Origin of the sequence: Nocardioides sp., assembly GCF_031397825.1 — a bacterium.
Classification (GTDB): Bacteria; Actinomycetota; Actinomycetes; order Propionibacteriales; family Nocardioidaceae; genus Nocardioides.
In genome coordinates this window covers 1-14,074 of the sequence record NZ_JANNML010000149.1, presented here as the reverse complement: position 1 = coordinate 14,074, position 14,074 = coordinate 1, and the positions used below count along the sequence as shown (strand labels likewise).

Below are 14,074 nucleotides of genomic sequence, written 5' to 3'. Positions count from 1 at the left end.
GCGACCTCGCCGAGGCAGTCGCGTCCGCACGCCGCGAGGCGCTGTCGTCGTTCGGCGACGACACCATGCTCGTCGAGAAGTACGTCGAGCACGGGCGCCACATCGAGGTGCAGGTCCTCGCCGACTCCCACGGCACCGTGCTGCACCTCTTCGAGCGCGACTGCTCGACCCAGCGGCGTCACCAGAAGGTGCTGGAGGAGGCGCCCGCGCCGACCCTCACCGAGGCCCAGCGCGAGCGGGTCACCGGCGCGGCCGTCGCGCTGGCCGCCCACGTGGGATACGTCAACGCCGGGACCGTGGAGTTCCTCCTCGACAGCGACACCGGCGAGGTCTACTTCCTGGAGATGAACACCCGCCTCCAGGTCGAGCACCCCGTCACCGAGCTGGTCTGCCGGCTCGACGGGCAGCCGCTCGACCTCGTCGAGCACCAGCTCCGCATCGCCGCGGGGGAGCCCCTCTCCTTCGGCCAGGACGACCTGACGCTCCACGGCCACGCGATCGAGGCGCGGGTCTATGCCGAGGACTCCTTCGGGGGATTCCTGCCCCAGGCCGGCACCGCCAGCATCGTGCGCTGGCCGTCCGGCGCGGACGTCCGGGTCGACCACGCGCTCGAGCCCGGCCAGGTCGTGAGCACCTCCTACGACCCGATGCTCGGCAAGGTGATCGTCCACGGCCCCGACCGCGAGAGCGCCCGCCGGGCCCTGGTGCGGGCGCTCGACCAGACCGCGGTCCTGGGCCTGACGACCAACACCGGTCTCCTGCGCGCGCTCGTCGACAGTGACGCCTTCCGCGACGCGACCATCGACACCGCCTGGCTCGACACCGCCGAGATCGGCGGCGTCGACGTGCCCGCCCCGGACAACGACCTGCCACGCTCGCTCGCCGCCTGGATCTCGGCGATGATCACGGCGGGGGACACCGGCCACCCCTTCGCCTCCGACGGCTTCCGTCTCGGCTCCCCGCCCGCCCCGACCGTCGTCGAGCTGGACCGCGCCGTGGTCGTCGACCGTCACGGCGGCACCGTCGACGGCACGTCCTTCCGCCAGGTCAGCGCCTCCGACCACGTCCTCGACGCCTTCGTCGACGGCCGGCGGGTGCGGGCCGTCGTCAACGTGCAGCCCGACGTCGTCGAGGTCTCCTTCGAGGGCCAGCGCCACGTCCTCACCCCGCCCGACCGGCTCGCCGACCACGTCGACGTCGGCGACGGCGCCCTCACCGCGCCGATGCCCGGCACCGTGCTCGACGTCCGGGTCACCGAGGGCCAGGAGGTCATCGAGGGCGACGTGCTCGGCGTCCTCGAGGCCATGAAGATGGAGCTGGCGATGAAGGCGCCCTTCGCCGGCACCGTGACGACCGTCGGCGCCTCCGTCGGCGAGCAGGTCGCGCTCGGCGCCACCCTGTTCGTCGTCCACCCCCACGAGGAGGGCGCATGACGTCATACGAGACGAGCACGCGACTCCACGGTGCGCATGACGTCCCGGAGGGTCTCCCCACCCAGGTCACGATCTACGAGGTCGGCCCCCGCGACGGCCTCCAGAACGAGAAGTCCCTGGTCCCCACCGACGTCAAGGCCGAGTTCGTACGACGACTGGTCACCGCCGGCCTGCCCGTCGTGGAGGCGACCAGCTTCGTCCACCCGCGGTGGGTGCCCCAGCTCGCCGATGCCGCGGAGCTCATGACGATGCTCGGCGAGGACGGCCGCGACCACCCGGTGCTGGTGCCCAACGAGCGCGGACTGGACCGCGCGCTCGAGCTCGGGATGCGCCACGTCGCTGTCTTCGGCAGCGCCACCGAGACCTTCGCGCAGAAGAACCTCAACCGCAGCCTCGACGAGCAGTTCGCGATGTTCGAGCCCACGGTCCGCCGGGCCCGCGAGGCCGGGCTCGACGTCCGCGCCTACGTCTCGATGTGCTTCGGCGACCCGTGGGAGGGCGCGGTGCCCGTCCAGCAGGTGGTCGACGTCGGCACGCGGCTCTTCGACCTCGGTGCCAGCCAGCTCAGCCTGGGCGACACGATCGGCGTCGGCACGGCCAACCAGGTCACCGCGCTCGTCACCGCGTTCACCGACGCCGGGATGACGACCGACCAGCTCGCGCTGCACTTCCACGACACCTACGGCCAGGCCCTCGCCAACGCCTACGCCGGGCTGCAGGCCGGCATCACGACGTACGACGCCAGCGCCGGCGGCCTCGGCGGCTGCCCCTACGCCAAGAGCGCGACCGGCAACCTGGCCACCGAGGACCTGGTCTGGCTGCTCACCGGACTCGGCATCGAGCACGGGGTCGACCTCGAGCAGCTGGTCGCGACGAGCACCTGGATGGCAGGTCACCTCGGCCGCCCGAGCCCCTCGGCGGTGGTGCGGGCCCTGGGTGGGACGGCGGGTCCGGCACAATCTCCCGGGTGAGTGCCGCCGCGGGTCCGAAGCGCAAGGTCTACCTGCACATCGGTGCTCCCAAGACCGGCACCACCTACGTCCAGGACCGGCTCGCCCTCAACGCCAGGAGCCTGGCCGCCCACGGCATCCACTTCCCGACCCGCTCACCGGTGGTCAGCGCGGGGCTCTTCCACTTCCGCGCCGCGCTCGACCTGCTCGGCCAGGACTGGGGCGGTCCGGCGGGCCACGCCGAGGGCAGCTGGGACGCGCTCGTCCGACGGGTGAAGCGACGCTCCGGCACCGTCGTGATCAGCCACGAGATCCTCGCCCCGGCGACCCGGGAGGCGATCGCGAGGGCCAAGCGCGACCTCGCCGGCAGCGAGGTCCACGTGGTCTACAGCGCCCGCGACCTCGCCCGCCAGCTGCCCGCGGCCTGGCAGGAGAGCGTCAAGCAGGGACGCAAGTGGACCTACCGCCGCTTCCTCAACCGCGTGGAGCACGGCAAGCCGTGGTTCTACCGCGCGCTCGACCTGCCCACCGTGCTCGAGGCCTGGGGCGCCGGCATCGACCCCGCCCACATCCACGTCGTCACCGTGCCGCCCCAGGGGGCGCCCCGTGACCTGCTGTGGTCGCGCTACTGCCAGGTCCTCGGCATCGACCCGGCCTGGGCGCCGCGCGACAGCGACCGGCTCAACCAGTCGCTCGGCGTCGCCGAGACCCAGGTGATCCGCAAGCTCAACCGACGCATGGACCGCGCGACGCGCCGCGAGGCGTCCTACGACGAGCTGATCCGCGAGATGCTCGCCCAGAACGAGCTGGTCGGCCGGGTCTCCCAGCCGGTGCGGATGCCCCCACGTCTCCAGCCGTGGGCTGAGGCGGAGGCCGAGCGCTGGGTCACCTGGATCCGCGACAGCGGCGTCGACGTCGTCGGCGACGTCGATGACCTGCGTCCGCTGCCGCTCGCCGAGGACGTCACCTTCGTCAACCCCGACAAGGTCTCCACCAAGCAGCAGCTGCGCGTCGCGATGGACGCGCTCTCCGCGATGACCCGCGAGGCCGCCCGGCGTCCCGACCCCGACCAGCAGCTGATCAGCAAGGTCCGCAGCCAGGCCAAGCGGCTGCGCCAGTGACGGGGCCAGTGAGCCGCGCGTGATGACGATCAGCGGCGAGCGCCGCGCCTGGGGTTGGGTCGCGCACCTGCGCGGCGGCGGCACGACGCCCTGGGCCGCGTGGCACGGCGAGGGCACGCGCGAGGGCGTCTACCTCCCCGGCGCCCAACAGCTCGAGCTGCTCCGCCGCCTGCACCTCGCCGCCCAGCGGCACGGGGGCCGGCCCTCGGCCCGCCTGGTCGAGCGGGTCGTCGAGGCGAGTGCCCCCGGCCGGGGCACCCCCGACCTGGAGCTCGTCGGCGCCACCGACGAGTCGCCCTTCGGGCCGCGACCGGTCGACCCCGCGGACCTGCCCGACGCCGAGCTGACCCGCGTCGCGACCAGCCTGCTCGCCGAGGACCTCGTCGCGGCGGGAGCGCGCCGTCCGCCCGAGGCGCCGCCGCTGATCCGGCCCTGGCGCACCCGCTACCGCCTGGTCGGCGACCCGTGGTTGGCCGACCCCGCGCGGGAGGGGATGGTCGCCCGCGGCCGGCCCCCGGGTGGCCGTGGCTCCGTGGTCGTCGTGGTCGGGCGCGACGTCGCCACGATGGTCGCCGACGCCTGGACCTCGCGCTGCTTCGACGAGGGCTCCCTGCCCTGGCGCGAGTGGCTCGACCCCTTCGCCGCCGGCCACCGCGTTCCTCCGCGCGTCGACCTCGAGCGGGCGGCGGCCACCTGGGCACGCCAGGTGGGCCAGGCCCGGGTGCGCGTGGTCCTGGACCCGAGCGCCCTGCCGCGACTGGTCGGCGTACGACGTGCCCTGCCGCAGCCGCCCGTCCTCGCCGCCGACGCGGTCGACCTCGCCCGTCAGGTGGCGACCGTGCTGGGCCTGCTGGTGCTGCCCGAGCAGCGCGCCGACCTGTTGCGCCACACGCTCCTCCCCCGACTCCTCGACGCGCCCGGTCCGCCGTTGCGGCTGCCGGCCGAGCACGCCGCGTGGGCCACGCAGCGGGCCGTGCGGATGCGCGATCGGATGCTCCGCGCTGGTTACGCTGTCCACGGCGACCCCGACCTGCTCGTGCCGCGGCCCGAGGCGGTCGCGCCGGCGGGCGCGTCGGGTCCGACCGACGCCGGGGTGCTCGCCCTGGCGGCCCGACTGCTGCTCGACGAGACCAAGGAGGCGCCCCGGTGACCCGACGCCTCCTGCTCCACGTCGGCACGCCCAAGACCGGCACGTCCTACCTCCAAGACGTGCTGCACCGCAACCGGCGCACCCTGGCGGCGGCCGGGATCAGCTATCCCGCCGACCGGTTCGACGCCCACTTCCTGGCCGCGCTCGACCTGATGCGCCTGCCCTGGGGCGGGCTCGAGACCGAGGCGATCGGGGCGTGGGACCGGCTTGCCGAGCAGGTCCGCGACCACCACGGCACCTCGATCATCAGCCACGAGATCTTCGCCGCGGCCTCCCGCTCCCAGGTCGGCCGCGCGCTGCGCGACCTCGGCCACGGCGAGGGCACCGAGGTCCACGTCGTGCTCTCCGTGCGCGACCTGGTGCGCCAGATCCCGGCGGAGTGGCAGGAGAACGTCAAGCACCGCAGCTCGATCAGCTATGCCCGCTTCCTGCGCCAGGTCCAGGACCCGTCCCGCGAAGGCCGCATCGCGAGCTGGTTCTGGAGCGTCCAGGAGATCCCCGACATCCTCAACCGGTGGGGCCACGACCTGCCGCCCGAGCACGTCCACCTGGTCACGGTGCCTCCTCCCGGCGGCGCCCCCGAGGTGCTGTGGCAGCGGTTCAGCGAGACGTTCGGGCTGGACGACCTCGACCTCGACCTCGAGGCCGAGCGGGTCAACCCCTCCCTGGGTGTGCCCGAGACCGCCCTGATCCGGCGCATCAACGCCTCGGCCAACCGCCAGCTTCCCCCGGCCGACTACCGCCCGCTGGTGCGCGAGCTGCTGGCCCACCAGACCCTCTCGCGCCGGGTCGGGTCGCCGCGGTTGGGGCTCCCACCGGAGGTGCACCCCTGGGTGCGCGACCTGGAGGACTCCTGGGTGGCCGAGATCCGCGAGCGCGGCTACGACGTGGTCGGGGATCTCGCCGACCTCGAGGGCGCGCCCGCAGTGGGCGCCTGGGCCGATCCCGACCAGCCCTCGGAGAAGCAGGTCGCGAGCGCTGCGGTCGACGCGATCAAGGCGCTGCTGCTCGAGAACGGCCGCCTTCAGCAGGAGGCCGGCCGGCTGCGCGGCGACCTCGACGCGGCGCATCGGGACCTGGAGCGGTCCTACCTGCGCCCGACGTACCGACTGCGCGAGAAGGCCGTCCGGCGCCTCCAGACCTCACGTCTCGGGCGAGGTGCGCTGCGGGCCTATCGCGTGGGGCGCGGCAGGAGCTCGCGGTCGGCGTAGCGGCCGATCTTCCAGGTGAGGTAGCCGTCGGCGCCCATGCCGACCACCCCTCCCACGACGGGCACGCGACGCCCGATGGTGAGCGCGAGCCGCTTGCCAGCGACCTTGGTGATCAGGTCGGAGGCGACCTCGGTGGAGATGATCACGTCGATCGTGGCGTCGTGCACGGGAGCGGTGGCCAGGGCCATGGGCGGTGCCGGGATCTTGCGCCTCTTGACCATCGACGTCACGGCGTCCTCGCCGAGCATGGCCACCAGGATCGCGTTGCGCACCCGTGGGTCGTCGAGGTCGTAGCCACGCAGGTGGGCGATGCCGGCGATCATCCGGCACTGGATGAGCGCGAGGCCGGTGATGTTGGCCGGGATCGTCACGGCGGCCGTGACGAGGCCGCCGATGTTGGTCACGAACCCCTGGGCGCCGGCATAGCGGACGTGGTTCTCGATGACCTCCTTGACCGCCTTGTCGACGTCGCCCCTCTGCTCCTCGAGCTGCTTGTCGGCAGCCTTGGCCGCTGGCGGGAGCGGACCCGCGCCGACGATGGCGCGGTGCAGCGCCTCGCGGACGAAGGACGAGGTGAGGCCCGGCGCGAGTCCGGCCATCCTGGGCGCGAGCTGCTTGCCGACGGTCTTGGAGACTCCCATGGTGTCGATCCTAGTGAGGCGTCCCCAGCCACGGCTCACCCACTACGGTCGTCCTCGTGCCACCGATCGAGCCGACCCCGAGCCGCTGGGTCTTCGGTGATCCAGCCGGGTTCGACCCCGACGACGACCTCGTGGGCATCGGCGCCGACCTCGAGCCGGGCACGCTCCTGGCGGCCTACCGGCGTGGCCTCTTCCCCATGCCCCTGGGGGAGCCCGGCGACCCGATGTACTGGTTCAGCCCCGTACGACGAGGGGTGCTGGAGCTGGGCGACCTGCGGGTCTCGCGGTCCCTGCGGCGCTCCGCCCGCGACTTCGAGGTCCGTGTCGACACCGCGCTGCCCGAGGTGATCGACGCCTGCGGCGACCCGCGACGACCGCAGGGCTGGATCGACGACGACATCCGTGCGGCCTACCTCCGTCTCGGCGAGCTGGGCTGGGCCCACTCGGTCGAGGTGTGGCGCGACGGACGGCTCGAGGGGGGGCTCTACGGCCTGGCCATCGGCGGGCTCTTCGCCGGGGAGTCGATGTTCCACCGCGTGCGGGACGCCTCCAAGGTGGCGCTGATCGGGCTCGTCGACCTGCTGTCGGCGGCCCCTCCCGGGGACCGGCTGGTCGACACCCAGTGGGTGACCCCGCACCTCGCGACGCTGGGGGTGAAGGAGATCTCGCGCGACGACTACCTGGCGCGCCTGCCCCGACTGTTCACCTCGCCGTTGCCGGACCTCTCGACTCCGAGGCCGTGACTGTGACTGAATGTCGTGCCGACGGGGTAGGAAGTGCGCTCCGCCCCCCACCGAGGAGCCCTGCTGCCCCATGCTGCGTGTCCTGACCTCCATCGTGCTCGTCGTCGTGCTGTCCGGCTCCTTGGCCGGGTGCGGCGGTGAGGAGGAGTCCACCGCCGGCTCCGACGACCCCGGCATCGCCGACACCGCTGCCTCGACCACGGACTTCTGCGACGCCCTGACCGGCGTCTCCGAGGCCTACGGCGCCGTGTCGGCCGACGACCTGACGGAGGAGGAGGTGGTCGCCATCAAGGCGGCCGTCACCGAGCTCGTCGAGGTCGGCGTGCCCGAGGACACGTCGGACGAGGCGCAGGAAGGCTTCGTGCTCGTCACGAGCGAGGTCCTCGACCTGCCCGACGACGCGACCATCGAGGAGCTCGAGGCAGCGGGGGAGGACTTCAGCGGGGCGGACGAGGAGAAGGCGGACGCCTTCGACGACTATGTGGACCAGACGTGCGATGACGCGTCAGGAGAGGACGAGTGACAAGGATGAGGAACATGACGAGCACCAGGACCATGAAGACGGCAGGAGCGGCCTCCGTGCTCGCCCTGGTCCTCGCGGGCTGCGGCGGCGGTGGCGCCTCGGGCGCCCCCACCGACGCCTCGCAGGACGAGTTCTGCGAGAAGTACACGACCGGCTTCCTCAACGCCTTCGAGGAGATCGACCCCGAGGCCTCCGAGCAGGAGCAGGCCGAGGCGATCCTCGAGTCGCTCAAGACGTGGGCCGACGACATGTCGGAGGTCGGCACCCCCGACGACATGTCCGACGAGGCCCGCGACGGCTTCGAGCTGACCATCGAGAGCATCCAGGACCTGAACGCCGACGACCTCCAGGACGAGGAGGCCATGGCCGAGCTCGAGGACGAGCTCTCCGGCGACGACAAGGAGGCGGCCGCGGCCCTGCAGACCTACGTCACCGACAACTGCGACTTCGGTGGCCTGCCCGGGGGTCTCGAGGCTCCCAGCCTGCCCGCGGAGTGACCTGACCCGAGCCGCCCCGCTGGACCCGAAGGGTCGGCGGGGCGGCTCTGTCTCTCCCCGAGCTGGCCGCTGGGTGACGACGTGTCGGTCGCCGGGTCAGACCACCTGCGGCGCCTGGCCGTTCTCGCTGACCATCGGCCGGCCGGCGGCGGCCCAGTCGAGCATCCCCCCATCGAGGTTGACCACGTCGTAGCCCTGCTGCGCGAGGTAGCCCACGGCCTGGCCCGAGCGGCCACCGACCTTGCAGACCACCAGCGTCTGCGCGTCGGGCAGGTCGGCGAGGCGCTCGGTGAGCTCGCCCAGCGGCACGTGGACCGCGCCCTCGATGTGGCCGTGCTCCCACTCGAGCGGCTCGCGCACGTCGAGCACGGCCAGCCCCTCGGGCAGGGGGTGGGGGACGCCGTCGATGGAGACGGTGGGGATGCCGGTCATGGGTGACCCTTTCACTTGAGGAGCTTGCTCATCCGTCGGTCGGCGAGCGGCTTGCCGCCGGTCTGGCAGGTGGGGCAGTACTGCAGCGAGGAGTCGGCGAAGGAGACCTCGCGCACGATGTCGCCGCACACCGGGCAGGGCTGTCCGGTGCGGCCGTGGACGGCGAGGTGGGACTTCTTCTCGCCCTTGAGCTCGCTGGCCGCCAAGCCCCGTGAGCGCTCGACGGCGTCGCCGAGCACTCCGCGGATCGCGGCGTAGAGCGTCTCCACCTCGGCGTCGTCGAGGCTGTTGGCGGGCTTGAACGGTGACATCCTCGCGGCGTGGAGCAGCTCGTCGCTGTAGGCGTTGCCGATGCCCGCGATGGTGCTCTGGTAACGCAGGACGCCCTTGAGCTGCTTGCGTCCCTCGGCCTGGAGGATGCCGCGCAGCACGTCGATGGTGAACTCGTCGGCGAGCGGGTCGGGCCCGAGGCGGGCGATGCCGGGTACGTCGGCGGGGTCGCGGACGACGTACATCGCCAAGGACTTCTTGGTGCCGGCCTCGGTGACGTCGAGGCCGGTGTCGTCGTCGAGGACGATGCGCGCGGCCATCGGTGACTTGTTGCTCGGCTTGGGCGGGAGCGCGGGCACCTCGTCGCGCCAGCGGACCCAGCCGGCGCGGGCGAGGTGGAGGCAGAGGTGGAGCCCGGAGGCCTCGATGTCGAGGAACTTGCCGTGGCGCGTGACGCCGTCGACCAGGGTGCCCTCGAGTGCGGAGAGCGGCGGGTCGTAGGTCTTCAGGGCGCTGAAGGCGGCAAGGTGGATCTTGGTGATCGCACGCCCGTCGAGCCGGCCCCGGAGGTCCAGGGCCAGGGCTTCCACCTCGGGCAGCTCGGGCACGTGGGCAATCCTAGGTCGAGAACGGCTCCGGGCGAACCGGTGACAGCCCGGGGGATCGCGGCGCATGATGGGGCATGCCCGCCGCACGCCCGCTGCCCGAGACGGGGTCGATCTTCCTCGACGCCCGCGGTCAGGACCGTGCCCTGCGCATCTCGTGGCACCAGGAGGCGGCCGTCGTCGTGCTCTCGCTGTGGCGCGACAACCTCTGCACCGGCTCCTTCCGGCTCGCGGTCGACGAGGTCCCCGACCTGATCGACCTGCTGCGGGCCGGGCTCGACCAGTCCTTCGCGTCGCTCTACCGCCCCGACCCGCTCGAGGACACCGCGGTCCGCCCGCGGGTCAGCTGAGGCGAGACACACCTAGCCCTCGATCGGGCAATCTAAGGATCTCGCTAGAGAGCCGGATAGCGTCCTCGCATGGACCCGATCCGCAACCCCTACGCGCCCGGCGCCGGCCAGCGACCGCCCGAGCTCGCCGGTCGTGACGAGCAGGTCGGCGCCTTCGACGTCGTGCTCGAGCGGGTCGCCAAGGGTCGCCCCGAGCGGTCCCTGGTGCTCACCGGGCTGCGCGGGGTCGGCAAGACCGTGCTCCTCAACGCCCTGCGCTCGCAGGCGGTCCGCAAGGGCTGGGGCACCGGCAAGCTGGAGGCGCGCCCCGACCAGCGGCTGCGCCGGCCGCTGAGCAGCGCGCTGCACCAGGCGGTCCGCGAGCTCGCCCATCCCGAGCAGGAGCAGGCCGACCACGTGCTCGGCGTGCTACGTGCCTTCGCCCAGCGCGAGGCGGGACCCACCGCCAGGCTGCGCGAGCAGTGGAGCCCCGGGATCGACGTACCTGCTGCACGCGGGCGCGCCGACTCCGGCGACATCGAGATCGACCTCGTCGAGCTGCTCACCGACGTCGGCGGGCTCGCGGCCGACGTGGGCAAGGGCGTCGCGGTCTTCATCGACGAGATGCAGGACCTCGGCCCCGACGACGTCTCGGCACTCTGCGCGGCGTGCCACGAGATCAGCCAGTCAGGGCTGCCGGTGATCGTGGTCGGCGCCGGGCTGCCGCACCTGCCGGCGGTGCTCTCGGCGAGCAAGTCCTACTCCGAGCGGCTCTTCTCCTACCAGCGCATCGACCGGCTCTCGCGTGCCGAGGCCGACCGCGCGCTGACCGCGCCCGCCGACGACGAGGACGCCGCGTTCGCCGAGACCGCGTTGACAGCCATGTACGCCGCGACCGGCGGCTACCCCTACTTCATCCAGGCCTACGGCAAGGCCGTGTGGGACCTCGCCCCCCGCTCCCCGATCACGGCCGAGGACGTCGCCGTCGCCGCGCCCGAGGCCGAGCGCGAGCTGGCGGTGGGATTCTTCGGCAGCCGCTACGAGCGCGCGACACCGGGGGAGCGCGACTACCTGCGCGCGATGGCCGACGCCGCGGTCGCGGCCGCGGCGTCCGACCCGGCGGGCGAGGGGGTCGACGTCGTCGGATCGGTCGCCACCTCCGACGTCGCCGCCCAGCTCGGCAAGAAGCCGCAGTCGCTCTCGCCCGCGCGGGACTCGCTGCTCAAGAAGGGGCTCATCTACTCCGGGGAGCGCGGCCGGATCGCCTTCACCGTGCCGCACTTCGGTCGTTATCTGCGCGAGAACGCCTGACCCATCTGTACGCCGAGTCGGCGTGATGTTGCACGGCGTACGCCGAGTCGGCGTGATGTTGCACGGCGTCGCGGGGCGTCCAGTCGTGTGCCGCAGACAGCGCTGCAGCACCGTGTGAGGCACACGACCGCGCACTCGGCGCGCGTCGGCCGGCCATGCTGCCGAGTCGTGGGTCCCAGACCGCGCCCTGGCGCAGCCTCCGGCACACGACTCGACCGGCCCGACCGCCAGCAACATTGCGCCGACTCGGCTGGTGGGTCCCGGCGTGGCGGATCCCGATCCGCGACACAATGGCGTCATGAGGCCTCAGGTCGTCGCTCACCGGGGCGCGAGCCACGAGAACGCCGAGCACACCCTCGGGGCCTATCTCGCCGCCCTCGACGCGGGCGCCGAGGGCCTCGAGTGCGACGTGCGCCTGACCGCCGACGGGCACCTGGTCTGCGTGCACGACCGCGACCTCCGGCGTACGGCGAGCCGGCGCGGTGTCGTCTCCACCCTCGACCTCGCGGAGCTCTCCGAGCTCGACTTCGCCGCCTGGAAGAACCCCTGGACGGACCTGGACGACGAGGCGCCCGACCGCGACGAGGAGCTCGACCGGGTCCTCACCCTGCGCAAGCTGCTCGAGACCGTCGCCGACTACGACCGTCGGGTCGAGGTGGCGATCGAGACCAAGCACCCGACCCGCTATGGCGGGCTGGTGGAGAAGCGGCTCGTGGAGATGCTGCGCGACTTCGGCTGGGACAGGCCGGGCTCACCGGTGCGGGTGATGAGCTTCTCGTTCACTGCGCTCCAGCGGGTGGAGCGCCTCGCGCCTGACGTTCAGCTGGTGCAGCTGCTCGAGCACCTGCCGACCTGGTCGATGCTGCGGCGCGTGATCGGCAAGGACTGGGTCGTCGGGCCGGGCATCGAGCTGCTGCGGGAGCACCCCCGCTTCGCCCAGCGCGTGCTGCGCAGTGGTCACGACGTGCACGTGTGGACGGTCAACACGCAGGCCGACCTCGACCTGTGCATCGAGCTCGGTGTCAAGGCGGTCATCAGCGACCGCCCGGCCTACATGCTGGAGCTGCTCGACCAGCGCTGATGTGCCCGTGGGCCCACCGGCCCAGTAGGTTCTGGCCCATGGCCAAGAGCTCCCGCACCAAGACCCGCGACTCCGCCCCCGCCGGCGAGGTCGCCCCCCGTCAGCCCTGCCCGTGCGGCTCGGGCAAGCGCTACAAGGCGTGCCACGGCGCGAAGGGTGGTGCTGCCGACGTGTTCGTCGGCCGCCCCTTCGAGGGAATGCCGTCGGAGTGCGACATCGTCGCGATGCGCGAGCTCGTGCCCGCCGCCACCGCCACCCTGACCGTCGAGAAGGCCGGTGAGCGCCAGGTCCGGCTCGCGACGCTGCTGCCCATGGCGGCCCCGGCCATGTCCCGCGAGAGCGGCGAGGTCTGGCTCGGCCTCCAGGTCCAGCACAACTACGGCGACCCGTCGCGCGACCTCGCGGCGGTGCTGCTCGAGGCGATCGACGCCGAGCCCGGCATCGTCGGTCTCACCTCCGCGCCCGGTGAGGGTCCCCGGCTCCAGGACCTGGTCAGTGACGCGACCCTCGAGGTCACCGTGCACGACGGCTTCGACTACTGGGTCGCCGACGTCGAGGACTCCAGCGGCATGGAGAGCGCCCTCGAGCAGGCCAACCAGTCGGCCACGCCGACCGCGCGGCTCAGCTCGGTCGAGGCGGCGTACTGGACCAACGTCGGCACCAAGGAGCACCTGCGCTGGGTCATGCCGGAGCCCGAGGACCAGCTCCTCGATGCGTTGGCCCGCCTGCACGTCTCGGGCGCCGACGTCATCGCCGAAGGGGCCCGCCTGGTCGGGATGTTTCGCGCACACGGCCTGCTGGCCCCCGTCTGGGACCTGCCCGTCGGCACCGGCGCCGCCGCCCTCGAGGAGCCGGCCGCGACGTTCAAGGCTGCGCTCGACGAGGCGCTCGCCGACACCTCCGACCTCACCACCGAGCAGCGCGCCGCTCGCTCGGGACTGGCCAACCGTCAGGTGACGATCCGCTGACCGATGCCCACGGGGGTATCCGGGATCACAGCCGCCCCGGTTAGGCCGCGCCCTCGTCCCCGACGTAGCGTGAACCACTGGTCCGGCCGTTGCTGAATCCCCCGTCTGCAGCGGCCGGACCTTCCCGGGCCTACGGCGAAATCGCGGTGGAAAACTCGGTATTGGCGAGAAGGCCTGCCGTTTGCTGCCGTCCGGGCCTTCTGCGCGTGGCGAGAGCCACCTTTTGACCTCGCGAAGGACCTGATTTCGGCGTCCGGGCGAACTTGTAGCCGCCGGGGCGTTAGCCGGGGCGGTTGGCGGAGCGGGGGTCGTTAGGCGGTGTCGTCGATGACGTTGCGCTGGCGATGGGCCTGAAGGTGGACTTGCCATGCGATGGCGTTGATGGCCATGGCGGCGCCGAGTAGGCGAAGTTCCTGTCCGGGGACGTCGCGGGGTAGGTGCCGGACGCGGGCTTTGAGGTCGGCGTGGCGGGCTTCGGTGTCGTTGCGGGCACCGTAGAGGTACTTGAACTGTGGGGAGCCGGGAGGCCAGACGCGGCACACTTCGCCCCAGTTGGCGGAGCCACTGGGGGTGTTGCTCGTTGCGTCGGTGTGGAAGAGGGGGACGCGCACCTTGAGGGTCTCGCCGTGGCAGTCGAGGCTGACGTTGAGGTAGTCGCGGTAGGTGCCGGGCTTGCCGCGTCGGTCGTGTCCTTCGATGGTGAGGTGACGAGTTTGGTCGGTGCCGTCGGCTGCGGCGACGAGTTCGAGCAGTTCACCGCCGCTGGCGTAGATCGGGTGCTCGCAGTTGATGCCGAACTTGTTGGTGTG

Annotated in this window: 16 protein-coding genes; 12 read left to right on the top strand and 4 right to left on the bottom strand. The window is 72.4% G+C overall.

Annotated features, from left to right (window positions below; translation table 11 throughout):
• The 5 genes from RMN98_RS13180 to RMN98_RS13160 all read left to right on the top strand — a co-directional run.
• On the top strand, window positions 1–1,433 hold a 1,433-nt coding region (locus RMN98_RS13180), incomplete at its 5' end, for a biotin/lipoyl-containing protein (RefSeq protein WP_309649273.1).
• Complete coding sequence (locus tag RMN98_RS13175; RefSeq protein ID WP_309649272.1) at window positions 1,430–2,404, top strand: hydroxymethylglutaryl-CoA lyase; 975 nt, start codon at window positions 1,430–1,432, stop codon at window positions 2,402–2,404. The genes RMN98_RS13180 and RMN98_RS13175, both read left to right, overlap by 4 nt.
• Entirely contained in the window at window positions 2,401–3,504 is a 1,104-nt protein-coding gene (locus tag RMN98_RS13170; RefSeq protein ID WP_309649271.1) for a hypothetical protein, read from the top strand. Before RMN98_RS13175 ends, RMN98_RS13170 begins: the two co-directional genes overlap by 4 nt.
• A 22-nt stretch (window positions 3,505–3,526) precedes the next feature.
• On the top strand, window positions 3,527–4,654 hold the full coding sequence (locus tag RMN98_RS13165; RefSeq protein WP_309649270.1) for a hypothetical protein: 1,128 nt from the start codon (window positions 3,527–3,529) through the stop codon (window positions 4,652–4,654).
• A complete protein-coding gene (locus RMN98_RS13160; RefSeq protein ID WP_309649269.1) occupies window positions 4,651–5,865 on the top strand; it encodes a hypothetical protein in 1,215 nt (404 codons plus the stop codon). Before RMN98_RS13165 ends, RMN98_RS13160 begins: the two co-directional genes overlap by 4 nt.
• Here the strand turns inward: RMN98_RS13160 and RMN98_RS13155 are convergent.
• Window positions 5,826–6,506, bottom strand: a complete 681-nt coding sequence (locus RMN98_RS13155; protein ID WP_309649268.1) for an EcsC family protein — start codon at window positions 6,504–6,506, stop codon at window positions 5,826–5,828. The two genes, RMN98_RS13160 and RMN98_RS13155, sit on opposite strands and share 40 nt — an antisense overlap.
• Window positions 6,507–6,562: 56 nt before the next feature.
• Here RMN98_RS13155 and aat point away from each other — a divergent pair, with 56 nt between their 5' ends.
• From aat to RMN98_RS13140, 3 genes are all read left to right on the top strand, one after another.
• On the top strand, window positions 6,563–7,249 hold the full coding sequence (gene aat, locus RMN98_RS13150; protein ID WP_309649267.1) for a leucyl/phenylalanyl-tRNA--protein transferase: 687 nt from the start codon (window positions 6,563–6,565) through the stop codon (window positions 7,247–7,249).
• A gap of 70 nt (window positions 7,250–7,319) precedes the next feature.
• Complete coding sequence (locus RMN98_RS13145) at window positions 7,320–7,772, top strand: hypothetical protein (protein ID WP_309649266.1); 453 nt, start codon at window positions 7,320–7,322, stop codon at window positions 7,770–7,772.
• 14 nt (window positions 7,773–7,786) lie between these two features.
• A complete protein-coding gene (locus tag RMN98_RS13140; RefSeq protein WP_309649265.1) occupies window positions 7,787–8,269 on the top strand; it encodes a hypothetical protein in 483 nt (160 codons plus the stop codon).
• A gap of 96 nt (window positions 8,270–8,365) precedes the next feature.
• On the opposite strand, the gene RMN98_RS13135 is transcribed toward RMN98_RS13140, so the two are convergent.
• Together RMN98_RS13135 and RMN98_RS13130 are read right to left on the bottom strand one after the other, a co-directional pair.
• The gene (locus tag RMN98_RS13135; RefSeq protein WP_309649264.1) at window positions 8,366–8,701 is read right to left on the bottom strand and encodes a rhodanese-like domain-containing protein; all 336 of its coding nucleotides are present in this window, start codon (window positions 8,699–8,701) and stop codon (window positions 8,366–8,368) included.
• Window positions 8,702–8,712: 11 nt separating this feature from the next.
• Complete coding sequence (locus tag RMN98_RS13130) at window positions 8,713–9,579, bottom strand: DNA-formamidopyrimidine glycosylase family protein (RefSeq protein ID WP_309649263.1); 867 nt, start codon at window positions 9,577–9,579, stop codon at window positions 8,713–8,715.
• A gap of 74 nt (window positions 9,580–9,653) precedes the next feature.
• Between RMN98_RS13130 and RMN98_RS13125 the strand changes: the two genes are divergently transcribed.
• The 4 genes from RMN98_RS13125 (at window position 9,654) to RMN98_RS13110 (ending at window position 13,265) form a co-directional block, all read left to right on the top strand.
• Window positions 9,654–9,926 carry a hypothetical protein gene (locus RMN98_RS13125; protein ID WP_309649262.1) on the top strand — a complete coding sequence of 91 codons (273 nt, stop codon included), beginning with the start codon at window positions 9,654–9,656 and terminating at the stop codon, window positions 9,924–9,926.
• Between the two features lie 69 nt (window positions 9,927–9,995).
• The gene (locus RMN98_RS13120; protein WP_309649261.1) at window positions 9,996–11,216 is read left to right on the top strand and encodes an ATP-binding protein; all 1,221 of its coding nucleotides are present in this window, start codon (window positions 9,996–9,998) and stop codon (window positions 11,214–11,216) included.
• A gap of 298 nt (window positions 11,217–11,514) precedes the next feature.
• Window positions 11,515–12,297 (top strand): glycerophosphodiester phosphodiesterase family protein, encoded by a 783-nt coding sequence (locus RMN98_RS13115; RefSeq protein ID WP_309649260.1) that lies wholly within the window; start codon window positions 11,515–11,517, stop codon window positions 12,295–12,297.
• Window positions 12,298–12,335: 38 nt separating this feature from the next.
• Window positions 12,336–13,265 (top strand): DUF5926 family protein, encoded by a 930-nt coding sequence (locus RMN98_RS13110; RefSeq protein ID WP_309649259.1) that lies wholly within the window; start codon window positions 12,336–12,338, stop codon window positions 13,263–13,265.
• A 311-nt stretch (window positions 13,266–13,576) separates the two neighbouring features.
• On the opposite strand, the gene RMN98_RS13105 is transcribed toward RMN98_RS13110, so the two are convergent.
• On the bottom strand, window positions 13,577–14,074 hold a 498-nt coding region (locus RMN98_RS13105), incomplete at its 5' end, for a hypothetical protein (protein ID WP_309649258.1).